The organism is Krasilnikoviella flava, from assembly GCF_900167525.1.
Classification (GTDB): Bacteria; Actinomycetota; Actinomycetes; order Actinomycetales; family Cellulomonadaceae; genus Isoptericola; species Isoptericola flavus.
Genome location: NZ_FUZQ01000004.1, coordinates 237,522 through 261,868 on the forward strand (window position 1 = coordinate 237,522; position 24,347 = coordinate 261,868).

Annotated in this window: 22 protein-coding genes; 14 read left to right on the forward strand and 8 right to left on the reverse strand. The window is 75.0% G+C overall.

The window, feature by feature from the left end; all coding sequences use genetic code 11:
- Position 1 precedes the first annotated feature (1 nt).
- From cydC to B5Y66_RS12020, 4 genes are read right to left on the reverse strand one after another with little or no spacing between them, the layout of a single operon-like run.
- On the reverse strand, positions 2-1,813 hold the full coding sequence (gene cydC, locus B5Y66_RS12005; protein WP_079574733.1) for a thiol reductant ABC exporter subunit CydC: 1,812 nt from the start codon (positions 1,811-1,813) through the stop codon (positions 2-4).
- Positions 1,810-3,558, reverse strand: a complete 1,749-nt coding sequence (gene cydD, locus B5Y66_RS12010) for a thiol reductant ABC exporter subunit CydD (RefSeq protein WP_079574734.1) — start codon at positions 3,556-3,558, stop codon at positions 1,810-1,812. The genes cydC and cydD overlap by 4 nt, the downstream gene beginning before the upstream one ends.
- Before the next feature lie 4 nt (positions 3,559-3,562).
- A complete protein-coding gene (gene cydB / locus B5Y66_RS12015; RefSeq protein ID WP_079574735.1) occupies positions 3,563-4,612 on the reverse strand; it encodes a cytochrome d ubiquinol oxidase subunit II in 1,050 nt (349 codons plus the stop codon).
- 43 nt (positions 4,613-4,655) lie between these two features.
- Positions 4,656-6,155, reverse strand: a complete 1,500-nt coding sequence (locus B5Y66_RS12020; RefSeq protein WP_079574736.1) for a cytochrome ubiquinol oxidase subunit I — start codon at positions 6,153-6,155, stop codon at positions 4,656-4,658.
- 446 nt (positions 6,156-6,601) lie between these two features.
- Here B5Y66_RS12020 and B5Y66_RS12025 point away from each other — a divergent pair, with 446 nt between their 5' ends.
- Positions 6,602-10,138, forward strand: a complete 3,537-nt coding sequence (locus tag B5Y66_RS12025) for an Rne/Rng family ribonuclease (RefSeq protein WP_245807075.1) — start codon at positions 6,602-6,604, stop codon at positions 10,136-10,138.
- 102 nt (positions 10,139-10,240) lie between these two features.
- Here B5Y66_RS12025 and B5Y66_RS12030 read toward each other — a convergent pair whose 3' ends face one another.
- The gene (locus B5Y66_RS12030) at positions 10,241-10,918 is read right to left on the reverse strand and encodes an alpha/beta fold hydrolase (protein ID WP_139820862.1); all 678 of its coding nucleotides are present in this window, start codon (positions 10,916-10,918) and stop codon (positions 10,241-10,243) included.
- Positions 10,919-10,953: 35 nt separating this feature from the next.
- On the opposite strand from B5Y66_RS12030, the gene B5Y66_RS12035 reads away from it, so the two are divergent.
- Entirely contained in the window at positions 10,954-11,541 is a 588-nt protein-coding gene (locus tag B5Y66_RS12035) for a thymidine kinase (protein WP_079575012.1), read from the forward strand.
- Between the two features lie 24 nt (positions 11,542-11,565).
- Here B5Y66_RS12035 and B5Y66_RS12040 read toward each other — a convergent pair whose 3' ends face one another.
- The 3 genes from B5Y66_RS12040 to B5Y66_RS12050 form a co-directional block, all read right to left on the reverse strand.
- Positions 11,566-12,669 carry a fatty acid desaturase family protein gene (locus tag B5Y66_RS12040; RefSeq protein ID WP_079574738.1) on the reverse strand — a complete coding sequence of 368 codons (1,104 nt, stop codon included), beginning with the start codon at positions 12,667-12,669 and terminating at the stop codon, positions 11,566-11,568.
- Between the two features lie 92 nt (positions 12,670-12,761).
- Entirely contained in the window at positions 12,762-13,610 is an 849-nt protein-coding gene (locus B5Y66_RS12045; protein WP_245807076.1) for an inositol monophosphatase family protein, read from the reverse strand.
- Between the two features lie 46 nt (positions 13,611-13,656).
- Positions 13,657-14,274, reverse strand: a complete 618-nt coding sequence (locus B5Y66_RS12050) for a protein-L-isoaspartate O-methyltransferase family protein (protein ID WP_079574740.1) — start codon at positions 14,272-14,274, stop codon at positions 13,657-13,659.
- A 114-nt stretch (positions 14,275-14,388) separates the two neighbouring features.
- On the opposite strand from B5Y66_RS12050, the gene B5Y66_RS12055 reads away from it, so the two are divergent.
- From B5Y66_RS12055 to B5Y66_RS12105, 12 genes are all read left to right on the forward strand, one after another.
- Complete coding sequence (locus tag B5Y66_RS12055) at positions 14,389-14,598, forward strand: dodecin family protein (RefSeq protein WP_079574741.1); 210 nt, start codon at positions 14,389-14,391, stop codon at positions 14,596-14,598.
- Between the two features lie 223 nt (positions 14,599-14,821).
- Complete coding sequence (rplU, locus tag B5Y66_RS12060; RefSeq protein WP_176168869.1) at positions 14,822-15,130, forward strand: 50S ribosomal protein L21; 309 nt, start codon at positions 14,822-14,824, stop codon at positions 15,128-15,130.
- A gap of 83 nt (positions 15,131-15,213) precedes the next feature.
- Positions 15,214-15,471 carry a 50S ribosomal protein L27 gene (rpmA, locus tag B5Y66_RS12065; protein ID WP_079574743.1) on the forward strand — a complete coding sequence of 86 codons (258 nt, stop codon included), beginning with the start codon at positions 15,214-15,216 and terminating at the stop codon, positions 15,469-15,471.
- A gap of 95 nt (positions 15,472-15,566) precedes the next feature.
- Positions 15,567-17,084 (forward strand): GTPase ObgE, encoded by a 1,518-nt coding sequence (gene obgE, locus B5Y66_RS12070; RefSeq protein ID WP_079574744.1) that lies wholly within the window; start codon positions 15,567-15,569, stop codon positions 17,082-17,084.
- Positions 17,085-17,109: 25 nt separating this feature from the next.
- Positions 17,110-18,240 carry a glutamate 5-kinase gene (proB, locus tag B5Y66_RS12075; RefSeq protein WP_079574745.1) on the forward strand — a complete coding sequence of 377 codons (1,131 nt, stop codon included), beginning with the start codon at positions 17,110-17,112 and terminating at the stop codon, positions 18,238-18,240.
- Between the two features lie 95 nt (positions 18,241-18,335).
- Positions 18,336-19,793, forward strand: a complete 1,458-nt coding sequence (locus tag B5Y66_RS12080) for an alpha/beta hydrolase family protein (protein WP_079574746.1) — start codon at positions 18,336-18,338, stop codon at positions 19,791-19,793.
- Positions 19,794-19,836: 43 nt separating this feature from the next.
- On the forward strand, positions 19,837-21,165 hold the full coding sequence (locus tag B5Y66_RS12085; RefSeq protein WP_079574747.1) for a glutamate-5-semialdehyde dehydrogenase: 1,329 nt from the start codon (positions 19,837-19,839) through the stop codon (positions 21,163-21,165).
- Positions 21,166-21,217: 52 nt separating this feature from the next.
- A complete protein-coding gene (locus B5Y66_RS22530; protein WP_176168855.1) occupies positions 21,218-21,370 on the forward strand; it encodes a hypothetical protein in 153 nt (50 codons plus the stop codon).
- Positions 21,371-21,434: 64 nt separating this feature from the next.
- Positions 21,435-22,007, forward strand: coding sequence for a nicotinate-nucleotide adenylyltransferase (nadD, locus tag B5Y66_RS12090; protein ID WP_245807077.1), 573 nt, complete (start codon positions 21,435-21,437; stop codon positions 22,005-22,007).
- On the forward strand, positions 22,000-23,139 hold the full coding sequence (locus B5Y66_RS12095) for a hypothetical protein (protein ID WP_079574749.1): 1,140 nt from the start codon (positions 22,000-22,002) through the stop codon (positions 23,137-23,139). Before nadD ends, B5Y66_RS12095 begins: the two co-directional genes overlap by 8 nt.
- Positions 23,136-23,582: a ribosome silencing factor gene (gene rsfS / locus B5Y66_RS12100; RefSeq protein WP_079574750.1), complete on the forward strand. Its 447-nt coding sequence runs from the start codon at positions 23,136-23,138 to the stop codon at positions 23,580-23,582. The genes B5Y66_RS12095 and rsfS overlap by 4 nt, the downstream gene beginning before the upstream one ends.
- Positions 23,579-24,268, forward strand: coding sequence for a histidine phosphatase family protein (locus tag B5Y66_RS12105; RefSeq protein ID WP_079574751.1), 690 nt, complete (start codon positions 23,579-23,581; stop codon positions 24,266-24,268). Before rsfS ends, B5Y66_RS12105 begins: the two co-directional genes overlap by 4 nt.
- Positions 24,269-24,347 lie beyond the last annotated feature (79 nt).

Consider the following 24,347-nt stretch of genomic DNA (forward strand, 5'->3'; position numbering starts at 1 on the left):
ATCACCCTGGGAGGACCCTGGCTTCGCCGGCCCGCTCCTGGTCGGCCGCCCACGCGTAGGCCGGCTCGTCGCGCCGCAGCGCGGCGTGCGGGCCGCGGGCCACGACCCGCGCGGCGCGGCCCCCGGTCGCGGACGAGATGCCGAGCAGCAGCACCTCGTCCGCGACCGCGAGCGGCGTGAGCCGGTGCGACGCGACGACCACCGCCCGCCCGGTCTCGCGGGCGTGCGCGGCGAGGGTGGCGACCAGGGCGTCGGCGGTGGCGGCGTCGAGGTGCTCGGCGGGCTCGTCGACGAGCAGCACCCCGGCCGGGGCGAGCAGCGCCCGGGCGACCAGCAGCCGGCGCCGCTCGCCGCCGGAGACGTCCGCGCCGTCGGGACCCAGCATCGTGTCCGCGCCGTCGGGCAGGGCGTCGAGCCAGGCGTCGAGGCCGACGGCGGCCAGCGCGGCGCGCGCGTCGTCCTCGGACAGGTCCGGCCGCGCGACGCGGAGGTTCTCCAGCACGGTGGTGCCGAACAGGTGGCCGTCCTCCGCGACGAAGAGCGCGCCGCCGTCGCCGACCCGGACGGCGCCGGAGCGCGCCGGCAGCAGGCCCGCCGCGGTCAGCAGCAGCGTCGTCTTGCCCACGCCCGACGGGCCGGCCAGCGCGACGACGGCGCCCGGCGGCAGCGCGAGGTCGACGCCCGCGACGACCGTGCGGTCCGCCCAGCCGGCATCCACGCCGTCGAGCCGGAGCAGCATGTCGGCCCCCTGGCCCGCCGGGGTGGGCGGTGCTCCCGACACGGGGGTCGCGTCGAACGGGCTGTCGGACGCCGGGTGCACCACGGTGGTCGGGGCTCCCGACAGGGCGGGGAGCAGGGCGACGAGCCGCCGCGCCGCCTCCCGCGACCGCCGCAGCTGGACCGCGGCGGCCGGCAGCGTCGACGTGGCCTCGAAGACGGCCAGCGGCGTGAGCACGACGACCGCCAGCTCGACAGGCGTGAGCGTGCCCGCCGCGACGGCGGGGATCCCGAGCAGCAGCGAGCACAGCACGGCGAGGGTCTGCGCCCCCGCGTCGATGGCGGCCGACGTGCCGGAGACGCGGGCGCCGTCGTCGGTGGTGCGGGTGAGCCGGGCGTCGGCGGCCCGCAGCCCCGCCCGGCGGCCGTCGAGCCGGCCCGCGACCCGCAGCTGCTGACCGTCCTCGAGCAGCTCCAGGGCGCGTCCCGTCACCTCCGCCCGGGCCGCCGCGCCCCGGCGCTCGACCGACGCCGCGGCGCGGGACGCGAGCCATGGCGCCAGCACGCCCGTGAGCAGCAGGCAGCCGAGCAGGGTGGCCCCGGCGGAGGGAAGGAACGCCCCGACCAGGATCACGGAGCCGAGCCCCACGCAGGCCGCCACCCCGGCGGGGATCCAGGCGCGCACGACGACGTCGCCCACCGCGTCGACGTCGGCACCCACGCGGGCGAGCAGGTCGCCCCGGCGCAGCGCAATCACCCGAGTGACGGGGCCGCGGGCGAGGGCGTCGTAGAGGTTGGCGCGCAGGGCGGCCATGCCGCGCAACGCCACGTCGTGGGAGGCGAGCCGTTCGAGGTAGCGCAGCACGCCGCGGCCGGTGCCGAACGCGCGCACCGCGACGACGGCGACCGAGAGCTGCAGCACCGGCGGCATCTGGGAGGCGCGGGCGACGAGCCACGCCGCCGCGGCGGCCAGGCCCACCGAGAAGCCGAGCGCCAGCGTGCCCAGCGCGACCGCACGGGCCACGCGGGTCCAGCGGACCTCGAGCATCGGCAGCACCTGGCGCAGCGGGTCGGCGGGACGGGCGGCGGGCCTCATGAGACCACCGCCTCGACCGGACCGACGGTGCGCGAGGCGACGTCGACGACCTGGTCGGCGAGCGCGAGCAGCGAGGCGCGGTGCGCGACGACCACCACCGTGCGGCCGGCGGCGCGCCAGGCGCGCACCGTGTCGAGCACGACCTGCTCCCCGCGGGCGTCGAGGTGCGCGGTGGGCTCGTCGAGCAGCACGAGCGGTGGGGGAGCGGCGCCTCCCGGGGCCCCGCCGTCGAGCAGCGCGGCCGCGAGCGCCACCCGCTGCCGCTGCCCGACGCTCAGCCCGGTGCCGCCCAGGCCCACCGGGGTGTCCCACCCCTGCGGCAGCCCGGCGACGACGTCGTGCAGGCCGGTGGTCCGCGCCGCCGCCTCCAGGGCGTCGGCGGTCACCGGGCGTCCGTCCGTCACGGCGTCGCGCACCGTGCCGGCGACGAGGGTGGGTCGCTGGGGCACCCACGTGACCTGCGGCCACCATGTGGCCGGGTCGAGGTCGGCGAGATCGACGGGAGCCTCGTGCGGGGCGGTCTCCACCAGCACCCGCCCCTCGTCGGGGCGCAGCAGCCCCAGGAGCACCAGCGCCGTCGTCGACTTGCCGGCGCCGCTGGGGCCGCGCAGCGCGACGACGCGACCGCCGCCGGGCCGGCCGGTGCCCAGCGGCACCCGGGCCGTGAGGCCGGCGGGCGCGAGGACGGCGCGGTCACCGGCCCGCACGCCTACCCCGTCGAGCACGAGGGTCGCGCCGGCGAGGGCCGGCGCCGTCGCCGTGCCGGCCGCGGGCAGCGGCCGCTCCAGGACCGTGAAGGCACGCTCCGCGGCGGCGAGGCCGTCGGTGGAGGAGTGGAACTCGGCGCCCACGCGGCGCAGCGGCAGGTACACCTCGGGCGCGAGCACGAGGACGGCGATGGCGGGCACGAGCGCGATCATCCCTTCGACGAGGCGGAGCCCGACGCCGACGGCGACGATCGCGACGGACAGCGTGGTGAGCAGCTCCAGCACCATCCCCGACAGGAACGCGATGCGCAGCGTGCCCATGGTGGCGCGCCGCGACGCGTCCCCGAGGGCGCGCACGCGGGCGCCGGGGCCGATCTCGCGCCCGAAGGCCCGCAGGGTCGGCAGCCCGGCCAGCAGGTCGAGCACCTGCGCCCCGAGGCGCTCGATCGTGTGCAGCCGACGTTCGGACGCGCCCGCGGTCATGACCCCGACCAGCCACATGAACAGCGGCACCAGCGGCAGCGTCACGACGCAGATCAGGGCGGAGACCCAGTCGAGCCCGAGCACGACCAGCACCAGCACCGGGGTGACGATCGCCGTGAGCAGCAGCTGCGGCAGGTACCGCACGAGGTAGGGGCCCAGGTCGTCCAGCCCGCGCGTGGCGAGCGTGGCGGTCGCGGCGGCGCCGCCCTCGCCGGCGGGCCGCGGGCCCAGCGCCACCGTGTGCGCCACCACCTGCTCGCGCAGCTCGGCCACGACGTCGGCCGCCGCCTTCTGCGCGTACCGCTCCTGCGCCCAGGCGATCGCGGCCCGGGCGGCGATCGTGGCGACCAGCGCGCCGAGCCACGGCGCGACGTCGGACAGGGCGAGGGGAGTGCCCGCGCTGCCCGCCGTGACGGCGGGGCCGAGGGCGTGCGCGATGGCGAACGCCTGCAGCACGAGGGCGCCGGCGGCGGCGACGCCGAGAGCGGCGGTCAGGGCGACGTACCAGCGGGCGGCGCGCGCACGCCGCAGGAGGCGCGGGTCGAGGGGCTTCACGGCGTCAGAATGCCGCGTCCTTGATCTTCTGCCAGGACAACCCCGCCGGGGCGGGGATGTCCTTGCTGGACAGCCGGCGCCGGAAGACCCAGTACGTCCACGCCTGGTAGGCGATGACGACCGGCGTGAGCACCACGGCCACCCACGACATCACGGTGAGCGTGTACGGCGTCGAGGCGGCCTCGGCCACCGTGAGGGCCTCGCCCCCGTCGAGGGCGGGGATGACGTCGGGATACATGGAGCCGAAGATCAGCACGACGGCGCTCGCGATGGCGACCGCCGACAGCGTGAACGCCACCCCTTCTCGGCGCGCCCGTGCCGCGACGACGACGCCCACCAGGGCAAGCGCGGCGACCGCGACGGCCGCCCACGTCCACGTCACCGAGTAGGCGACCTGGGCCCAGACCGCCCAGCCGCCGGCCACGACGAGCGCGACGACCGAGAGCGCGGACGCGAGCCGGCCCGCGCGCACCCGGACGTCACCGTCGGTCTTGAGCGCGACGAAGACGCTGCCGTGCAGCAGGAACAGCACGAGGGTGGTGAGCCCGCCCGCGAGGGCGAACGGGTTGAGCAGGGCCCAGAAGCCGCCGACGTACTGGTGGTCGGCGTCGAGCAGCAGCCCGCGCACGAGGTTGCCGAAGGCGACTCCCCACATGATCGCGGGGATCCACGACCCGGCCTGGATGGCGACGTCGCACCGGCGTACCCACCGTGCGTCGGAGATCTTGCCGCGGTACTCGAACGCGACGCCGCGCGCGATGAGGCCCAGCAGGATGATCAGCAGCGGCAGGTAGAAGCCGGAGAACATCGTGGCGTACCACTCGGGGAAGGCGGCGAAGGTGGCGCCGCCGGCCGTGAGCAGCCAGACCTCGTTGCCGTCCCACACCGGGCCGATGGTGTTGATGAGGACGCGACGCTCCTTGTCGCGCTGCTCCTTGCCGCCGCGCGGCAGGATCGACAGCAGCATGCCGACGCCGAAGTCGAAGCCCTCGAGCACGAGGTAGCCCGTCCACAGGACGGCGATGATGACGAACCAGAGGATCGCGAGGTCCATGGGTCTCCCAGTCTCGTTCTCGGCACTCGATACTTGGCGATGCTCAGTACGCGAAGGACAGCGGACGGTCGGTGTCGTCGGGCTCCTGCGCCTCCGGCGACTCGTCGCGGACGGAGTCCGGGACGCCCTCGACCGCGTACCGGTGCATGAGGCGGTACCAGACGACGGCGAGGACCGCGTAGACGAGCGTGAGCACGATCATCGACGTGAGGATCACGCCCGCCGGCACCGCCGTGGACACGCCGCGCTCGGTGAGCAGCCGCACCTGGTCGATCCCCGTCGGGTTGGGCGCCACCACCCAGGGCTGACGGCCCACCTCCGTGAAGATCCACCCGAACGAGCAGGCCAGGAACGGCGTGGGGATGGCGACGAGGCCCAGCCTGGAGAGCCACACGTTGTCGCTCACCCGGCCCTTGCGGGTGGCCCACAGCGCCGCCAGCGCGAGCGCCAGGGAGAACACCGCCAGGCCGATCATGAGCCGGAACGACCAGTACGTGACGGCCAGCGGCGGGGTGTAGGTGACGGGCTCGCCCGACGCGGTGACGTCGCCGTACCGCTCGGTGTACTGCTCCTGGACGTCGTAGACGCCGGGCAGGTACGACTCGGGGCCGGAGAAGTGGCCGGTGCCGAGGAAGCTGGTGACGCCGGGCACGGAGATCAGGTGGTCCACGTCCTCGCACCCCGCGTACAGGGGGCCGACCGCGAGGATGGAGAACTCCGCGGCCTCGGTGCCCTCGCAGAGGGCCTCGGCCGACGACATCTTGCCGGGCTGCTGCTCGTACATGAGCTTGCCCTGGAGGTCGCCGGACCAGATGACGCCCGCGCCGGCGATGATCATGGTCCACACGCCGACCAGCACCGCCGGTCGGTACACGGTGCGGGCCTTCTCGACGTTCTCGGGCCTCTTGCTGCGCACGAGCCGCACCATCCACCACGTCGCGATGCCGCAGACGAAGGTGCCGGCGGTGAGGAACGCGGCGGCGATGGTGTGCGGGAACGCGGCCCACAGCGTGTTGTTGGTGAGCACCGCGCCGATCGACTCCATCTCGGCGCGCCCGGTCTCCTCGTTGTAGATCGTGCCCACCGGGTGCTGCATCCACGAGTTCGCCGCGAGGATGAAGAAGGCCGAGAGGTTCGTCGCGAGCGCGAACAGCCAGATGGACGCGAGGTGCACCTTCTTCGACACGCGGTCCCAGCCGAAGATCCACAGGCCCAGGAAGACGGACTCGACGAAGAACGCCGCCAGGGCCTCCATCGCGAGGGGAGCCCCGAAGACGTCGCCCACGAACCGGGAGTACTCGCTCCAGGCCATACCGAACTGGAACTCCTGCCAGATACCGGTGACCACGCCCAGGGCGAAGTTGATGAGCATGAGCTTGCCGAAGAACTTCGTCAGCCGGAGCCAGCGCTCCTTCTTGGTGACGACCCACGCGGTCTGCATCCCGGCGACCAACGGCGCGAGGCCGATCGTCAGGGGCACGAAGATGAAGTGGTAGACGGTGGTGATGGCGAACTGCCACCGTGCCAGTGCGAGGGGGTCCACGGGTTCTCCTGGGCTCGACCGGGTCGTCTTCCGACGGTAGGACCACCGCCCGGCAAGCGCACGACCACGACGGTCGCGATCCCGGGACGAGGTTAGTGAAGACTTTCACGATCTAAGTCGTGAAGGTCTTCACAAGTCAAGCCGGGTGATCCCGGACGGCGACGTGCGGCGTCGGGTCACGCGGTGGTGCGCGCAGGATGCGATACTGGTCCGAAGCCGTCCGGGCCCACATCCCGGGGCGGCCCACGAGCTCGCAGCACTCGCGATCCGCACGCGATGCCGCCGCCAGGCACGAGGCCGGGCGGCGGGCGTCCGCGACGAGCGCGGTGCCGCAGCCGGAACCGAGACTTCCGTCGGCCGGTGCGCTGAGCAGCGCCGCCGTCCGACGACGACCACCGGTGGTCCGCACGTGTGGGGGCGGGACCGCCGGAGCTGGAGCGCCTTCCGTGACGTCCGACACCCCGACCGACGCAGCCCGCGAGCAGGTCGAGACCCCCGCTTCCACACCGGCGCGCAAGCCCGCCCGCCGCCGTGCCACGCGCCCCAGCGCGGCCCCGACCGCGCCGGCCGCCGAGCAGCCGGCCGCCGAGCAGCCGGCCGCCGAGCAGCCGGCCGCCGAGCAGCCGGCCGCCGCGCCTGCGGCACCGGAGCCCGCCGCGTCCGCCCTTGCCGACCTGGTGCTGCCGGAGCGCGCCGGGACCCGTTCCGAGGCATCTGCCGGCACCGCGTCGCTGGCCGACATCGTCCTGCCCGAGGGGCCCGACGGTCGTGCCGACGAGAGCGACGCCGTCGCGCAGAAGCCCGCCCGGAGCCGTCGCCGAGCCACCCGCTCCGGCGCAGCGCAGACCGCCGTCGAGGCGGAGCCCGCCTCCCCGGCCGCTGCCGAGGCCGAGCCCGAGGCCGAGCAGGCGCCCGCTGCGCCCGCCAAGGGCCGTGCCGCATCCGGCACCAGGACCCGCGCTCGCCGCGCCGCCGAGCCGGCGCCCGCGGCGGACGGCGCCGTCACCGACGCCGAGCAGCCTGTCGAGCAGCCCGCCGAGAAGGTCGCTGAGAAGTCCACCGAGAAGACCACCGAGAAGACCACGGTGACGAAGGCGCCGAAGAAGGCCTCCCCGCGCAAGAAGGCTGCCACGGCCAAGGCCGACGCGGTCGCCGCGAAGCAGGAGACGGCTGAGCCGGCAGCGCAGGAGCCGGCCGCGCCCCGCTCGCCCGCCGCCAGGGGCGGTGGGTCGGTGACGCCGCGTCTCGCGACGACGGCGGTCCTGTTCCAGGCGCCGGACCTCTCGACCTCGCGCCGGTCTCGCCGGGCGCAGGCACCGGCCGGCCCGCCGCGCCCGCACGAGGAGACGGAGGCCGCAGCCGCCCCGGCGGCCGAGGAGACCGGCACGTCGACCGCCGGCCCCGCGGCCGGAGCGGCGGCCGAGGAGACGACGACGGGCGGGTCGGCGAGGTCGGCGCGCACCCGGTCCGCGCGGTCGACCCGCGGGTCGCGGGCAGCCAAGCGCGAGCAGGCCGCCCCGGATGCTCCCGTGGACGAGCCCGCGGTCGAGACGACGGCTGACCAGCCCGGCGAGGACGCGACGCCGGCCGGGGCACCTGTTGCCGAGCAGGCCTCGGCCGAGGCGCCCGCGGCCGAGCAGACCGCGGCCGAGGTCGAGCTGAGCGAGGACGAGGCCGCCGCGGTCGAGGAGGTCGGCGCGATCGAGTCCGAGCTCGTGGCCGAAGGCGTCGAGCTCGTCGACCTGAGCCCGGAGGACCTGAGCGACGAGGACAGCGAGGACGACGAGATCCGCCCCCGCCGCCGTCGTCGGCGGGGTGGCCGGGGCCGTCGCGGCGGTCGCCGCCCCGAGGACGACGCCGAGGGCGACGAGGACGGGTCGGACGAGGACGCGGCCGACGACGACCGCACTGCCGACGCGGACGCGGACGAGCGCGCCGACGAGCAGGGCGAGGACCACGCCGACGAGCAGGGCGACGACGAGGAGGGCGGGGAGTCCGCCTCGAGCCGTCGGCGCCGCCGCCGTCGCCGGGGGACCCGCGCGGAGCGTGCGGAGGCCGCCGTGGCGCGCACCCGCGACCGCGACGAGGTCACGGCGCTCAAGGGCTCGACGCGTCTCGAGGCGAAGCGTCAGCGCCGCCGCGAGGGCCGCGACGCGGGCCGCCGCCGCCAGATCATCACGGAGTCGGAGTTCCTCGCCCGCCGCGAGTCCGTCACCCGGTCGATGGTGGTGCGGGAGCGCGACGGGCGCACCCAGATCGCCGTGCTCGAGGACGGCGTGCTCGTGGAGCACTACGTGTCCCAGCAGTCGCAGGCGTCGATGGTGGGCAACGTCTACCTCGGCCGCGTGCAGAACGTGCTGCCCAGCATGGAGGCCGCGTTCGTCGACGTCGGCAAGGGGCGCAACGCCGTCCTGTACGCCGGCGAGGTGAACTGGGACGCTGCGGGCCTCGAGGGCCAGCCGCGCCGCATCGAGGAGGCCCTGAAGTCGGGCGACTCGGTGCTGGTCCAGGTCACGAAGGACCCGATCGGTCACAAGGGCGCGCGCCTCACCTCGCAGGTCACGCTCGCCGGCCGCTACCTCGTGTTCGTGCCCGGTGGCGGCATGACCGGGATCAGCCGCAAGCTGCCCGACACCGAGCGCAGCCGGCTCAAGAAGATCCTGCGCGACGTCGTGCCCGAGGGTGCGGGCGTCATCGTGCGCACCGCCGCGGAGGGGGCGAGCGAGACCGAGCTGCGTGCCGACGTCGAGCGGCTGGAGGCGCAGTGGGCCTCGATCGAGAAGAAGTCCGCCTCCGCCAGCGCCCCGGCGCTGCTGCAGGGGGAGCCCGACCTCGCGATCCGCGTGGTGCGCGACATCTTCAACGACGACTTCACGTCCCTGCAGATCCAGGGCGGGGCGTGGGACGAGATCTCGCAGTACGTCGACGAGCTCGCCCCGGACCTGCGCGAGCGCGTGACCAAGTGGACCGAGAACACCGACGTGTTCGCCGTGCACCGCGTGGACGAGCAGCTCGCCAAGGGCATGGACCGCAAGGTCTGGCTGCCCTCGGGCGGCTCGCTCGTCATCGACCGCACCGAGGCGATGACGGTCATCGACGTCAACACCGGTAAGTTCACCGGCGCGGGCGGCACCCTCGAGGAGACCGTCACCAGGAACAACCTCGAGGCGGCCGAGGAGATCGTGCGCCAGCTGCGGCTGCGCGACATCGGCGGCATCGTCGTCATCGACTTCATCGACATGGTGCTCGAGTCGAACCGCGACCTGGTGCTCCGCCGGCTGGTGGAGTGCCTGGGCCGCGACCGCACCAAGCACCAGGTGGCGGAGGTCACCTCGCTCGGCCTGGTGCAGATGACCCGCAAGCGCGTGGGCCAGGGCCTGGTCGAAGCTTTTTCGGAGACCTGCGAGCACTGCAAGGGTCGCGGGTTCATCGTGCACAGCGAGCCGATCGAGAAGGGCGCTCCGCACCAGCACGGTGACGGCGACCAGGCCGACGGCTCGAAGCGCTCGCGCCGCAAGCGCGGCGGCAAGCAGGCGGAGCCCGCGGCCTCGGCCCCGGCGGCCGAGGTGCCGACGTTGCCCGAGGACAGGTCCGAGGCGCGCGAGGCTGTCAAGGCCACGCTCGCGACGATCGCGGCCGCGGCGGCTCACGCGCACGAGCACGAGGCCAAGGACGGTGCCGACGACGCTGCCGAGGACGTGGCGAAGGGCGGCGCCCCGGTTGCGGAGGCTCCCGCCGCCGAAGCCCCCGCCCCGGTCGTGCTCCCCGAGCCGGTGGAGGCGCCGGCGGTGACGCCCGTCGCCCCGGAGACGCTCATCGAGCTGCCCGAGCGGAAGCCGGAGGCGGAGCCCGCCCCGGAGCAGCCCGCCGAGAAGCCTGTGAAGAAGGCGCCGCGCCGAGCGCGCAAAGGAGCCGGAGCACCGAGGTCTGCTCAGCCGGGTGCTGGGGAGGCTACGGCCGCGGGAGTGACCGGCACCGAGTGACCGGCACCGAGTGACCGGCACCGAGTGACCGGCACCGAGTGACCGGCACCGAGTGACCGCCAGACGACGGCGGGCCCGAACGCAGGTTCGGGCCCGCCGTCGTCAGGCGTCCGGGACGATCGCCCGCTCGTCGTCCAGGCGGCCGTAGAACTCGCTGAGCGTCGCCGAGAAGCTCTCGGGGTGCTGCTCGTTCCACGGGTGGCCTGCGCCGGGGACCACCTGCAGCCGGGCGCCGGGGACCTCGTGTGCGAGGCGGCGGGCGGCGGGCAGGTTCGCGACGTCGCGGGAGCCGCACAGGACGAGCGTGGGCACGTGGATCTCGCGCAGGCGCGGCACCGTGTCGACCCGGCTGATCGACCGCAGCACGGCGAGCCAGTCGGCCTTGGTGAGCCCCATCCCGGCGGCGACCCGCTCTGGTAGCAGCCTGATCACGCCCCGCTGCACGGCCATGAGCACGGGGTTCGGGCGCACCTGGGTGCCGGACAGCACCAGCGACGCCACGCGGTCGGGGTGGTCCAGGGCGAGCTGGGTCGCCGTCATGGCCCCGAGCGACAGACCGCACAGGTGCACCCTGTCGAGGTTGCGCGCGTCCAGATCGTCGACGAGGGACCGTGCCGCCCCCTGGACCGTGAAAGGTGTGCGCGCGGCCCCTGTGATCCCCGGGACGGGGGGCGCGAAGCCGGTGTACCCCGGCGGCAGCGCTGTGAGCTGGGCGTCCCAGGACGAAGGGCTCGCACCGAGCCCGTGGAGGAACATCACCGTGCGTGCGTCGTCGGTCACGCCCGCCACGCTAGCCGGGTGCTTGACTGGTGACCATGCCGAGAACCACGGACGACGGGCGCATGGGGCGGCTCGAGGTGATCGCCGGCCCGATGTTCGCCGGCAAGACCGAGGAGCTGGTGCGCCGGGTGCACCGCGCGCAGGTCGCGCGGCGCGGGGTGCTCGTCGTCGGGCACGAGCTCGACACCCGCAGCGGGCCGGGCCGGGTCGCGTCGCACTCCGGGCTCGAGGTGCCGTCCCGGAGCGTGGGCGAGGCCGGCCAGATCCTGGCGCTCGTCGCCGACGGCACGGAGCTGGTGGCGGTCGACGAGGCGCAGTTCTTCGGCCCGGACCTGGTGGACGTCGCGACGGCCCTGGCCGACGCCGGCCTGGTGGTCGTCGTGGCGGGGCTGTCGGTGACGTTCGACGGCCGCGCCTTCCAGCCGGTGGCCGACCTCGTCGCCGTCGCCGAGTCGGTCACCAAGCTCACCGCGGTGTGCGCGGTCTGCGGCCGGGACGCGGCCTTCCACGTGCGGCTCGAGGCAGTGCCCACGGGCGACGACGACGCGCTGGCCCCGACCTCGGGTCACGTGGGTGGCGCCGAGTCGTACGAGGCACGCTGCCGGCGCCACCGGCACGGGTGACGCCGGCGAGCGGACCGAGGGCGGTCAGCGCCGCCCGAGCTGCTGCCGCATCGGGCAGTCGAACGGGTCGCGGGCGGCCAGCCCCACCTCGTTGAGGTAGCGCACGACGATCGCGTACGAGCGCAGCAGCGAGGTCTCGGTGTACGGCATGCCGAGCCGCGCGCAGTGCTCGCGGACGATCAGCCGGGCCCGCGCCAGGTGCGGGCGGGGCATGCTGGGGAAGAGGTGGTGCTCGACCTGGAGGTTGAGGCCGCCCATCAGCACGCTCATCCAGGCGCCTCCGGTCACGTTGCGGGACGTCAGCACCTGCTTCGACAGGAAGTCGATGCGGCTGCCCTCGGGGATCATCGTCATGCCTTTGTGGTTGGGCGCGAACGTCGCGCCCATGTAGACGCCGAAGACAGCGAGCTGGACGCCGAGGAACGCGAACCCGAGCCCGAGCGGCAGCCACCAGAAGATCACGGCGACGTAGACGGTCAGGCGCACCAGGATGGTGGCGAGCTCGCGCCGTCGGGCCCCGCGGTCCTCCGGCGGTCCGGTCATCAGCGACCGCACGGCCGTGACGTGCAGGTTGAGCCCCTCGAGGGTGAGCAGCGGGAAGAACAGCCACCCTTGCCGGCGGGTGATCGCGCCCAGGAACCCGCGGTGGTCGGCGGCCGCCTCCGCGGTGAAGGAGATGACGCCGGGGGCGACGTCGGGGTCCTTGCCCACGTGGTTGGGGTTGGCGTGGTGGCGCGTGTGCTTCGTCATCCACCACGAGTAGCTGATCCCGACGACGGCGTTGGCGAGGATGCGCCCGACCCGGTCGTTGAGCGGCCCGGACGCGAAGACCTGCCGGTGCGCGGTCTCGTGCGTGAGGAAGGCGAGCTGGGTCAGCACCACTCCGAGCACGGCGGCGACCAGCAGCTGGAACCAGGAGTCGCCCAGCAGGACGAACGCGGTCACGACCCCGCCGAGCGCGACGGCGAGTGCGACGGCGACGGCGAGGTAGTAGCCGTACGCCCGGCGCAGCAGTCCCGCGTCGCGGACCTCCCGGGACAGCGCGCCGTAGGCGCTGGTGAACTGTGCCGCGGCACCGCCGCGCGGGGCGGCGTTGCTCTCGAGGACGGCCGGGACGACTGGGGGCATGCACGCCTCGCAGGGGTCGGGGTCGACTTCCCAGCCGAGGTGTGAGCGGTCGCTCGGTCGTGCGGATGCCTCGAGCCTACGGGGCCGTAGGTTCAGGGCAAGGGGGATGTCCCCCCGAGTGCGCCGAGCCGGGCGAGCAGCCGGTGCGACGTCTCGGCGTCCGCGGCCGCGAGGATCCCGCGCCCGCCGCGGACGGGCCCGCCGTCGAGGTCGGTGACGACGCACCCTGCCGCCTCGCACAGCGCGACGCCGGGCAGGAAGTGGACGCTGTCGTCGACGCTCGCGCCCGTGAGGTACGCGGCCTGTCGGCCGACGGCCACCCAGGCGAGGGCGAGCGAGGTGGAGGCCACGCGCACGGCGAACGCCGCCCGCAGGGCCGCGTCCGCGACGAGGGCGGGCGCACGGCCCCCGTTGTCCACGTCCACGTTGACGAGCCGGGTCACGGGCGTGGGTGCGGCGTCCTCCTCCCGGACGCCCGGGCGTGCCCCGCGCACGCGGGTGCGGGACCCGTCGGTCCAGATCACCTCGCCCGTGAGCGGGTCGGCGACGGCCGCGGCCAGGACGCGCTCGCCGCCGCGGTCACGCGCGACGAGAGCCACGTTGACGCCGAACGCCGGGACGCCGGCGGCGAAGTTGAGGGTCCCGCACAGCGGGTCGACGTACCAGCGCCGGGCGGCGTCCCCGCCGGTGGCGCCGAGCTCCTCGCCGACGACGCCGTCGCCCGGGCGCGCCGTGGCGAGCACGGCGCGGATCGCGCGCTCGGCCGCGACGTCGGTGTCGGTGGCGAAGTCCAGCGCCGACTTGGCGTGCCGCGTGACCGGGTGCCGGTAGGCGGCGGACACCTCCGCCGCACCGGCGAGGGCGGCGGACACCGCGACCTCGACGTCGCCGGGATCACGGGGCGTCCGCACGGCGGAGCCGGGGGCCATGGATTCGGTCATGGAGCGCATCCTGGCACGGCGGCACGAGCGCCGGGGCCCCGCCGCGTCAGTCCTCCACCAGCGGCACGAACGAGTAGGTCCCGTGCTCGGAGGCGCGGGTGGTGCCGTGGTCGTCGCGGGTGACGAGCACCATCACGTGCCGCACCGGGATGACCATGCGGCCGCCGCGCGCCACCTGGTCGACGAGCTCGTCGGGAAGCCGGGTGGCCGCGGCGGACACCAGCACCCGGTGCCAGCCGCCCTCGCGCGGCGCCCCGAGCACCCCGGGGGTGGCGTGGGCGACGCGCGCCCAGGTCGTGCCGGTGCGGCGCACGTTCGCCGCGCCCCAGGCGGCGATGTCGGCGTGCCGCTCGAGGCCCAGCACCGAGCCGGTGGGGCCGACGAGCCGCGCCAGCAGCGCCGTCGTCCACCCGGATCCGGCGCCGACGTCGAGCACGGTCGCGCCGACCGGCACGGCCAGGAGGCGGAGCATCGCCGCGACGGTGGACGGCTGCGAGCACGTCTGGCCGTGCCCGATCTCGATCGGCCGGTCGGCGGCGGACCACCGTCGCCCGGAGCGGGGCAGGAAGCCGCGCCGGTCGACGTCGCGCAGCGCGGCCGTCACCGCGTCGTCGACGCCCCCGGCGCCCGTCGGCAGGTCGGCGTGCCCGGTCCGTCCCGTCATTCCCTCATCGTCACCCCGCCCCGCGTCCGACACCGGGCGAGCGACGGCGGCCGGGTCGACGATCGAGGGGAGCGGCCGGCGACCGCCGCCGGCCCCGGACCCTCGGAGGACGACATGGCAGGCACGGTCGCGCGCGTCACGGAGATCACCGCCCGCTCGGACACGAGCTTCGAGGACGCGATCCGCGTCGGACTCGAGCGCGCCGGCCGGACGGTCCGCAACATCACGAGCGCCTGGGTGAAGGAGCAGAAGGTGGAGGTGTCGGACGGCGCGGTCGTCGCGTGGCAGGTGGACATGCAGGTGACGTTCGTCCTCGACGAGTGAGCGGGACCCGGCGTGAGGTGGGCCACGTCACGGCCGCACGGACCGACCGTCGTTTGAACCGATGGGGGCCGTGACGTAGTCTGGGACGTCGGCGCGCCTCTGGCGTGCCAGTCCCGTGTGTCCACGACGCACCGCACTCGACCGCCGCGGCGGGCCGAGTTGCAGACCAAGTCGGTGAAGAACGTCGTGCGGCATGCCCAGACCAGGAGAGATGAGCAGCAACATGGTGTACGCGATCGTCAAGGCCGGTGGCCGACAGGAGAAGGTGTCCGTCGGGGACATCGTCGTCATGGACCGTGTCAAGGCCCAGGCCGGGGACACGGTGGAGCTGCCCGCTCTGCTTCTGGTGGACGGGGAGAAGGTGACCACCGACGCCGCGAAGCTGGCGAAGGTCAAGGTCACCGCGGAGGTCGTGCGGGACGAGAAGGGTCCGAAGATCACGATCCTCAAGTACAAGAACAAGACCGGCTACCGCAAGCGCCAGGGCCACCGCCAGTCGCTGACCCGCCTCAAGGTCACCGGCATCAAGTGACTCATCGCCGGGCCGAGCGCGACACCCGCAGCACGGCCCGCGGCACTGATCCCCTCGTTCTTCGCAGAAAGCAGGTCTGACAGATGGCACACAAGAAGGGCGCGAGCTCCTCGCGCAACGGTCGTGACTCGAACTCCCAGCGCCTCGGCGTGAAGCGCTACGGTGGCCAGGTCGTCAAGGCCGGCGAGATCATCGTCCGCCAGCGTGGCACCCACTTCCACCCCGGCGAGAACGTCGGCCGTGGCGGCGACGACACGCTGTTCGCGCTGACCGCCGGCTCTGTCGCCTTCGCGACGCGTCGTGGCCGCAAGGTCATCGACATCGTCGCGGCCGAGGTCTGAGCCGCAACACACTTCCTCGACTCCCACCCGAGTCGACGACGAGGGGCGCACCGTCGCGGTGCGTCCCTCGTCGCTTTGCCTGAGAGGATCTGACCATGGCCAGCTTCGTCGATCGCGTGGTGCTGCACGCCGTGGGCGGTGACGGCGGCCACGGCGTGGCGTCGATCCGCCGCGAGAAGTTCAAGCCCCTCGCGGGCCCCGACGGCGGCAACGGCGGCGACGGCGGCACCGTGAAGCTCGTCGTCGACCCGCAGACGACGACGCTGCTCGAGTACCACCACTCGCCGCACCGGCGCGCGACCAGCGGCACCCAGGGCATGGGCGACGACCGCGACGGCGCCAACGGCGGCGACCTCGTGCTGCGCGTGCCGGACGGCACCGTCGTCAAGGACCGCGACGGCGACGTGCTGGCCGACCTCGTGGGCGCCGGCGCGGAGTTCGTCGTCGCGCAGGGTGGCCGCGGCGGCCTCGGCAACCGGGCGCTCGCCTCCCCGCGGCGCAAGGCCCCGGGGTTCGCGCTGCTCGGCGAGCCGGGCGAGGAGCGCGAGGTCGTCCTCGAGCTCAAGACCATCGCCGACGTCGCGCTCGTGGGGTACCCGAGCGCCGGCAAGTCGTCGCTGGTCGCGGCGATCTCCGCCGCCCGGCCCAAGATCGCGGACTACCCGTTCACCACTCTCGTGCCGAACCTCGGCGTCGTGCAGGCCGGCGACACCCGCTACACCGTGGCCGACGTGCCCGGCCTCATCCCCGGCGCCAGCGAGGGCAAGGGCCTCGGGCTGGAGTTCCTGCGGCACGTCGAGCGCACCGCCGTCCTGGTGCACGTGCTCGACTGCGCCACGCTCGAGCCGGGCCGCGACCCGCTGAGCGACCTCGACGTCATCGAGGCCGAGCTGGCCGCGTACTCCGGGGACCTCGGCATCGAGGGCGGTCGGGTGCCGCTCACGGAGCGCCCGCGCCTGGTCGTGCTGAACAAGATCGACGTGCCCGAGGCGCGCGAGCTCGCCGAGCTGGTGCGCCCCGACCTCGAGGCGCGCGGCTTGCGGGTCTTCGAGGTCTCGACCGCCAGCCACGAGGGCCTGCGCCCGCTCACCTTCGCCCTCGGCCAGCTGGTCGAGCGTGCCCGTGCCGCCGCGCCCGCGCCCGAGCAGACGCGCGTCGTGCTGCGCCCGCGCGCCGTCGACGAGGCAGGCTTCACGGTGACGGCGAAGAGGGAGCACGAGGGCGTCTACTACGAGGTGCGCGGCTCCAAGCCGGAACGCTGGGTGCGCCAGACGGACTTCAACAACGACGAGGCCGTCGGCTTCCTCTCGGACCGCCTCGCCAAGCTGGGCGTGGAGGACAAGCTCCTCAAGGCCGGCGCCGTCGCGGGCGACGAGGTGCGCATCGGTGATCCCCGCAACGCCGTCGTCTTCGACTGGGAGCCCACGCTCACCACCGGACCCGAGCTGCTGGGCGTGCGCGGCACCGACCTGCGCCTGGACGAGAGCTCGCGGCCCACCCGTTCCGAGCGGCGTCGCGAGTTCACCGAGCGCATGGACGCCAAGACCGAGGCGCGTCGCGAGCTCTGGACGGAGCGGCAGTCGGGCCACTGGACGGACCCGGACGACGACTGACGCCCGTTCCGGCGAGAATGCGCGGGTGAACGCCGCCACCTCCCGCGCCAGCCTGCCGGACGCCCGCCGCGTCGTCGTCAAGATCGGGTCGTCGTCGCTCACGGGCCCGGACGGCCGCCTCGACCTCGGCGCGCTGCGCGCCCTCGTCGACGTGCTGGCCGCCCGGGTGACGGGCGGCGGGCAGGTCGTGCTCGTGTCCTCGGGCGCGATCGCCGCCGGCATCGGACCGCTCGGGCTGAACGCACGGCCGCGCGACGTCGCGACCATGCAGGCCGCCGCGATGCTCGGCCAGGGCCAGCTCGTGGCCCGGTACACCGAGGCGTTCGCGGCGCACGGGCTGCAGATCGGGCAGGTGCTGCTCACCGCGGAGGACACGGTGCGGCGGTCGCGGTACCGCAACGCGCAGCGGTCGCTGGAGCGGCTGCTCGCGCTCGGCGTCGTGCCCGTCGTCAACGAGAACGACGCCGTCACGACCGACGAGCTGACGTTCGGTGACAACGACCGCCTGGCGGCCCTCGTCTCCCACCTCGTGCGCGCGGACGCCATGGTGCTGCTCACCGACGTCGACGGCCTGCACGACGCCCCGCCGTCTCGCGCCGGCGCCAGGCGCATCCCGCACGTGGCGGACCTCGCGGACCTCGAGGGCGTCGAGGTCACGGCGCGCGGCAGCGCGGTCGGCACCGGCGGGATGGTGACCAAGCTCGAGTCGGCCCGGATCGCGACCGGAGCCGGCGTGCCGGTCGTGCTGACCAGCGCGCGGAACGTCGCGACGGCGCTCGCGGGCGAGGACGTCGGCACGTTCTTCGCCGTGACGGGGCGGCGCACGTCCGCGCGGCGGCTGTGGATCGCCCACGCGGCCCGGTCGCACGGGCGCCTGCACCTGGACGACGGCGCCGCCCGGGCCGTCCTGGGCGGGCGGGCCTCCCTGCTCCCGGCGGGGATCACGCGCGTGGAGGGGGCGTTCGAGGCGGGCGACCCCGTGGAGCTGGTCGCGCCCGACGGCGCCGTCGTGGCGCGCGGGCTCGTCGCGTTCGACTCGGGCGAGCTCCCCGGCCTGCTCGGGCGCTCGACGTTCGACCTGCGGGCCGAGCTGGGGGAGGGGTACGACCGGGAGGTCGTGCACCGCGACGACCTGGTGCTCGAGCACCGTCGCTGACGCCGCGGCGACGAGGCGGCGATGAGTTCCTCGCGCCGGGGGCGTCGATAGGGCAGCGGCGCGTGCGGTGCGCGCCCCCGCCCCAGGAGGCTCCCATGCGTCGCCCGCACCCCGTCCTCGCCCTCGTCACCTCGTTCGTCGCCGCCGTCGGCACCGTGCTGGCGCTCGCCGTCGCCCCGGCGTCGGCGACGCCCCGTCCGTCCCCGACGGCCGCGGAGGCCCCGGCCCCGCCGACCGAGTACACGGGGGAGCTCGCGGGCGCCCGCTATCGCGTGCTGGTCCCGGACGGCTGGAACGGCACGCTCGTGCTGTTCAGCCACGGGCACTACCCGTCGGAGTTCTTCGGCGGCTTCCCGGTGCCGCACCTGCTGGGCAACCAGGAGCAGAGCGAGCAGACGCTCACCGACCAGGGGTACGCCGTGGCGGCCTCGCTCTTCCAGGGCGGCGGGCTGGACTTCACGGTGCCGACGGCGGTGGCGGACCAGTCGCGCCTCCTGGACTGGTTCTCCGCGCACGTCGGTGAGCCGGCCCGCACCCTCACCTACGGGCAGTCGATGGGCGCGGTCACCGCGGTCGCGCACGCCGAGGCCGAGCCCGACAGGATCGACGGGGTGCTCACGGTCGGCGGCGTCATCGACTGGGTGGGGCAGCTCGACGCGATCCTCGACATGAACCTCGCGACCCGCGTGCTGCTCACCGACGGCACCGACGCCCACGGGAACCCGATCGAGCTCGTCGACGCGGCGGACCCGCAGGCCGGCCGCGACGCGCTGGTCGCCGCGCTCACTGCGGCGGCGGAGACGCCCGAGGGACGCGCCCGGATCTCCCTCATCGCCTCCCTCAACACGGTGACCGGGTGGTACTGGATGAACGAGCCGCGCCCGGCGGACGCCGAGGCGTGGGCGCGCGGGCAGGCGCAGTGGCTGATCGGCGCCTACACGCTGGGGCTGGGGCCGACCGCGCGCGTGCACCTCGAGGCGACGCTGGGTGGCAACCCCAGCAGCACCGACCTGACCCGGCTGCGGACGCGCCTCGCGCGGTCGGGCGACGGAGCCGGTGTGCGGGCCGCGTACGCCGCGGCCGGCCTCGACCTGCGCGCGGACCTGGCCGCCCTGGAGTCGGCCGTCCCGATCGTGGCGGACCCGTCCGCCCGCGCGGCGATGGCGGCCCACCGGCCGGAGGGCACGACGCCGTCCCCGGTCCTCACCCTGCACACGACGGGCGACGGCGGCGCCCCGCCGTCGGGCGAGCGGTCCTTCGCGCAGAGGGTGCGCGAGGTGGGCCACCCCGGCAACCTGCGCAGCCTGTACGTCGAGCGCGGGGCGCACCTGTCGGTCAGCCTCGGCGAGGAGCTCGTGGCCCTGCGCACCCTGGAGCGCCGGATCGACACCGGACGGTGGCCCTCGCTCGCCCCGCGGCAGCTGAACCGCGCGGCCGACGCCCTGGGCCCGGACTACCGGGCGACCTTCGAGGTCGTGACGCTGCAGACCTTCGACCACGCGCCCGCGTTCACGCGCTCCGTGCCCCCGCGCGCACCCCGTCCCTCCTGGTGAGAGGGGTCTGCCGCTGCGCGCGCCACCGTCGTACCCTCGGGGGATGACCACGACCCTCACGGAGGACCTGGCCGCGGGCAGCGCCGGGGGCGGCGCGGCGGGCGACGACGTCGCGGCCGCGGTGCGCGACGTCGCCCGCCGCGCCCAGGTCGCGTCGCGGACGCTCGCCACCGCGACCAGGGCCACGAAGGACGCCGCGCTGCACGCGCTGGCGGACGCGCTCGAGACCGCGGCCGACGCGATCGTGACGGCCAACGGCGACGACCTCGCCCGCGGGCGGGAGCGCGGGCTGAGCGACGGGCTGCTCGACCGGCTGGCGCTCACGCCGGTCCGCGTGGGCGCCATCGCCGGCGCGCTGCGCGAGCTCGCCGGGCTGCCCGACCCGGTGGGCGAGGTCGTGCGCGGCCAGACCCTGCCGAACGGCCTGCGGCTGCGCCAGCTCCGGGTGCCGATGGGTGTGGTCGGGATGATCTACGAGGCCCGCCCCAACGTCACCGTGGACGCCGCGGGGCTGGCGCTGAAGTCGGGCAACGCGGTGATCCTGCGCGGGGGCAGCGCGGCCGCGTCGTCCAACGCGGTGATCGTCGACGTGCTGCGCCGCGCGCTGGAGGCCCAGGGCCTGCCCGCCGACCTGGTGCAGACCATCGACGCCTACGGCCGCCCCGGCGGCGTCGCGCTGATGCAGGCGCGCGGGCTGGTCGACGTGCTCGTCCCGCGGGGCGGGGCGGACCTCATCCGCACCGTCGTCGACTCCTCGACCGTGCCCGTGATCGAGACGGGGGTCGGCAACGTGCACGTCTTCGTCGACGCCACGGCGGACGTCGCGAACGCCGTCGAGATCGTCATGAACGCCAAGACCCAGCGCGTCGGGGTCTGCAACGCGGCCGAGACGCTCCTGGTGCACGCCGACGCCGCCGAGGCGTTCCTGCCCGCCGCGCTCGCCGCCCTTGCCGGCGCGGGCGTGGTGCTGCACGGAGACGCGCGCACGGTCGCCCTGGCGCCCGGGTCCGTCGAGGTGCTCCCGGCCACCGACGCCGACTGGGCCACCGAGTACCTCGCCCTCGAGCTCGCCGTGCGCGTCGTCGACTCGCTCGACGACGCGATCGAGCACATCCGCACCTGGTCGTCAGGGCACACCGAGGCGATCCTCACCCGCGACCTGGCCGCGTCCGAGCGTTTCGTCGCCGAGGTCGACTCCGCCGCCGTGATGGTGAACGCCTCGACGCGCTTCACCGACGGCGGCGAGCTGGGCCTGGGCGCCGAGATCGGCATCTCGACGCAGAAGCTGCACGCCCGCGGGCCCATGGGCCTGGCCGAGCTCACGACCACGAAGTGGGTCGTGCACGGCGACGGCCACGTCCGGCCCGCGTGAGAGACTGACCCCCGACCGCAACCCGCCGCACACCCACGCACAGGAGGAACCCGTGCTGCACACCGCCGTCCAGGTGGCCCAGGAGGCCACCGAGCACGCCGAGACCATCTCCCCGATCGCGATGGGTCTCCTCGCGTTCGGTGGCCTGGTCGCCGCGCTCCTGGTGACGTACGCCTTCCGCAACGTGTCCAACCGCCACCACTGACGGCCCCCGTCCGGTCAGCGTGAACGTGCCCCCGTCGCAGGAGCGCCGTCCGCGCCTGGGTGTGATGGGTGGCACGTTCGACCCCATCCACCACGGGCACCTGGTCGCCGCCAGCGAAGCGGCGGCGCTGCTCGACCTCGACGAGGTCGTCTTCGTGCCCACGGGCAAGCCGACCTTCAAGCAGCACCAGCGGGTGTCCCCGGCCGAGCACCGTTATCTGATGACGGTGATCGCGACGGCGTCCAATCCCCGCTTCACCGTGAGCCGCGTCGACATCGACCGTCCCGGGCTCACGTACACCGTCGACACGCTGCGGGACCTGCGCGACGAGCGACCCGACGCCGACCTGTTCTTCATCAGCGGCGCCGACGCGATCGAGCAGATCCTCACCTGGAAGGATGCCGCGCTCCTGTGGGAGATGGCACACTTCGTGGCTGTCACGCGGCCGGGGCACCAGCTCACGGTGGACGGCCTGCCCCATGACGGGGTCACGACGCTGGAGGTCCCGGCGCTCGCGATCTCGTCGAGCGACTGCCGTCGCCGGGCGCAGGCCGGTCAACCGGTGTGGTACCTGGTGCCGGACGGCGTGGTCCAGTACATCGCCAAGCACGGTCTGTATCGAGGTCTCGATGAGTGACAACAACCCGTCCCGTCCGCTGACCCGCCGCGAGATGCGCGAGCGGGAGCAGGCGGCCGCCGCCGCGCAGGGGGGCACCGTCGCCCCGGCGCCGTCCGGGCCCGAGTATGGTGCGCCCGCCGCGGCGCGGTCGCCCTTCGGCCCGCCGGCCGCGCAGCCGTCGGCCGGATCACGGTTCGCCGTGCCGTCGAACGTGCCGCCGAGTGCGCCGCCGAGCGCGCCGTCCCGGCGCGCGCTGCGCGAGCAGAGCCCCGCGCCGTCGGCCCCGGCCCCGGCGCCGATGGTGCGGCCGCCGTCCTCCTCGGCCGGGATGCGTGGTCTGGACGAGACCGGCCGCCTCGCCCCGATCCAGCGGCCTACCGGCGAGATGTCCCGCGCGGTCGCCCCGGCCCCGTCGGTGCGTCCGGCGGCGCCCAGCGCCCCCGCCGCCCCGCCGGCACGCAGCTCGGCCCGCCGCGACCTCGGCGCGCCGTCGGCCGGCGGCGCCCCGGCGGCGACCGGGCTCGCGATGCCCCCGCTGGTCTCCCCGTTCAGCACGGGCCCCGCCGCGTCGGCGGCGCCTCCCGCGGCGACGCCGCCCGCCACGGTCGCGCCGCGACCTGACGGACCGTCGCGCCGCTCCCCGTTCTCGACCACGGGCACGTCCTCGCCGTTCGGCTCGACGGCGGCACCCTCGGCACCCTCGGCGCCGTCGGCCGCTGCGGCGGTGCCCGTGAGCCCGGCGGCGCCTGCCGCCCCCGCGTCGTCGGCGCCGCCGCTGCCCTGGGCCAGCCCGACGACCGAGCGGCCCGCGGCCGTACCGCCCGCACGCCCGAACCCGGCTGCGGCCCCGGTGGCGCCGGAGCGTCCCGCCGCCTCCCCGTTCGACGCCCTGGTCGCGTCGGAGCAGCCCGTCCGGGCGCGCTCCGCCGCGCCGCCGGTCGAGGAGGACGACGACGAGGACTGGGACGAGCCCGAGGCGTCGTACACCTGGCTGCACTACATCGTCCTCGTGGTCGTGGCCTTCGTGCTCGGCCTGCTGGTCTGGAAGCTGCTCCTGCAGGGACCGGACGCCAACGAGTTCCCCACCGACGGGGCCGCGCCCGCGGCCACGCTCTCCCTCACCCACGAACACCCCGGAGCCGCCGCATGACCGCAAGCCCCCGCGCCGTCGAGCTGGCGGTCGTCGCCGCCCGTGCCGCGTCGGACCGCAAGGCGCAGGAGATCATCGCGCTCGACGTGAGCGAGCAGCTCGTGCTCACCGACGTGTTCCTCATCGCGTCCGGGACGAACGAGCGGCAGGTCTCGGCGATCGTCGACGCCGTGGAGGAGGCGATGTTCGTCGCCGGCGCCAAGCCGATCCGCCGTGAGGGCAAGTCCCAGGCGCGGTGGGTGCTGCTCGACTTCGGCGAGGTCGTGGTGCACGTGCAGCACGCCGAGGACCGGGTGTACTACGCGCTCGAGCGGCTCTGGAAGGACTGCCCGTCGGTCGACCTGCCGGAGGACGCGCGCGGCGGCGACGGGGCGGCGGCCGCCGCCGAGTACGGCGAGGGCGAGGGGGACGGCGCGATCCGCCTCGCGGGCGACGAGCGGTGACGGCCGGCACCGTCGTCCTCCTGCGGCACGCCCGGACCGCATACAACGCGTCCCTGCGACTGCAGGGGCAGATCGACATCCCGCTCGACGACGTCGGCCGCTGGCAGGCGGCGGAGGGCGGCGCGGCGCTCGCGTCGTCGCACCGCGCGACGCGCATCGTGTCCTCCGACCTGGGCCGGGCCCGCGAGACGGCGGACGCCTACGCGGACGCGCTCGGGGGAGCGTCCGTCGCCGCGGACGCGCGGCTGCGCGAGCGGGGCTTCGGCGAGTGGGAGGGCCTCACCGGGGCGGAGCTCCACGAGCGCTGGCCCGAGGAGTACGCCGCCTGGCGCCTCGGCGCCGAGCCGACGGGTGCCGGCGCGGAGACGAAGGCCGCCGTCGCGGCGCGGACGGCCGAGGCCGTGACCGAGCATGCGGCGGACCTGGACGAGGACGCGACCCTGGTCGTCGTCTCGCACGGTGCCGCGATCTCGCTGGCGGTGACGGCCCTGCTCGGGCTCGACCCGTCGACGTGGCGGGGGCTGGTGGGCATGCACAACGTGCACTGGTCGCACCTGCACCGCGCGGGCGAGGAGGCCCACCCGGCCTGGCGGCTCGTGGCCCACAACGTGGGCGCGGGCTACCCGCTGGACCGGTGGCAGGCGGGGCCGGACTGGAATTTGGAACCTGGCCCGAAGTCTGCCTAAGATATCGACGTTCCGCGGGGCGCAAGCCCGGCGGAACGCACCGAATCAGACGAATTGCCCGGCCGCGTGTTGGTCGCGA

Bases quoted from the DNA above. Each gene is read 5' to 3' on its own strand.
- B5Y66_RS12080 (WP_079574746.1), top strand. From the start codon at position 18,336: ATGCGTCGCCCGCACCCCGTCCTCGCCCTCGTCACCTCGTTCGTCGCC.
- B5Y66_RS12040 (WP_079574738.1), bottom strand. From the start codon at position 12,669: ATGCCCCCAGTCGTCCCGGCCGTCCTCGAGAGCAACGCCGCCCCGCGC.
- rplU (WP_176168869.1), top strand. From the start codon at position 14,822: ATGGTGTACGCGATCGTCAAGGCCGGTGGCCGACAGGAGAAGGTGTCC.
- rpmA (WP_079574743.1), top strand. From the start codon at position 15,214: ATGGCACACAAGAAGGGCGCGAGCTCCTCGCGCAACGGTCGTGACTCG.
- nadD (WP_245807077.1), top strand. From the start codon at position 21,435: ATGGGTGGCACGTTCGACCCCATCCACCACGGGCACCTGGTCGCCGCC.
- B5Y66_RS12055 (WP_079574741.1), top strand. From the start codon at position 14,389: ATGGCAGGCACGGTCGCGCGCGTCACGGAGATCACCGCCCGCTCGGAC.
- rsfS (WP_079574750.1), top strand. From the start codon at position 23,136: ATGACCGCAAGCCCCCGCGCCGTCGAGCTGGCGGTCGTCGCCGCCCGT.
- obgE (WP_079574744.1), top strand. From the start codon at position 15,567: ATGGCCAGCTTCGTCGATCGCGTGGTGCTGCACGCCGTGGGCGGTGAC.
- B5Y66_RS12050 (WP_079574740.1), bottom strand. From the start codon at position 14,274: ATGACGGGACGGACCGGGCACGCCGACCTGCCGACGGGCGCCGGGGGC.
- cydB (WP_079574735.1), bottom strand. From the start codon at position 4,612: ATGGACCTCGCGATCCTCTGGTTCGTCATCATCGCCGTCCTGTGGACG.
- cydC (WP_079574733.1), bottom strand. From the start codon at position 1,813: ATGAGGCCCGCCGCCCGTCCCGCCGACCCGCTGCGCCAGGTGCTGCCG.
- B5Y66_RS12085 (WP_079574747.1), top strand. From the start codon at position 19,837: ATGACCACGACCCTCACGGAGGACCTGGCCGCGGGCAGCGCCGGGGGC.
- B5Y66_RS12045 (WP_245807076.1), bottom strand. From the start codon at position 13,610: ATGACCGAATCCATGGCCCCCGGCTCCGCCGTGCGGACGCCCCGTGAT.
- B5Y66_RS12095 (WP_079574749.1), top strand. From the start codon at position 22,000: ATGAGTGACAACAACCCGTCCCGTCCGCTGACCCGCCGCGAGATGCGC.
- B5Y66_RS12035 (WP_079575012.1), top strand. From the start codon at position 10,954: ATGCCGAGAACCACGGACGACGGGCGCATGGGGCGGCTCGAGGTGATC.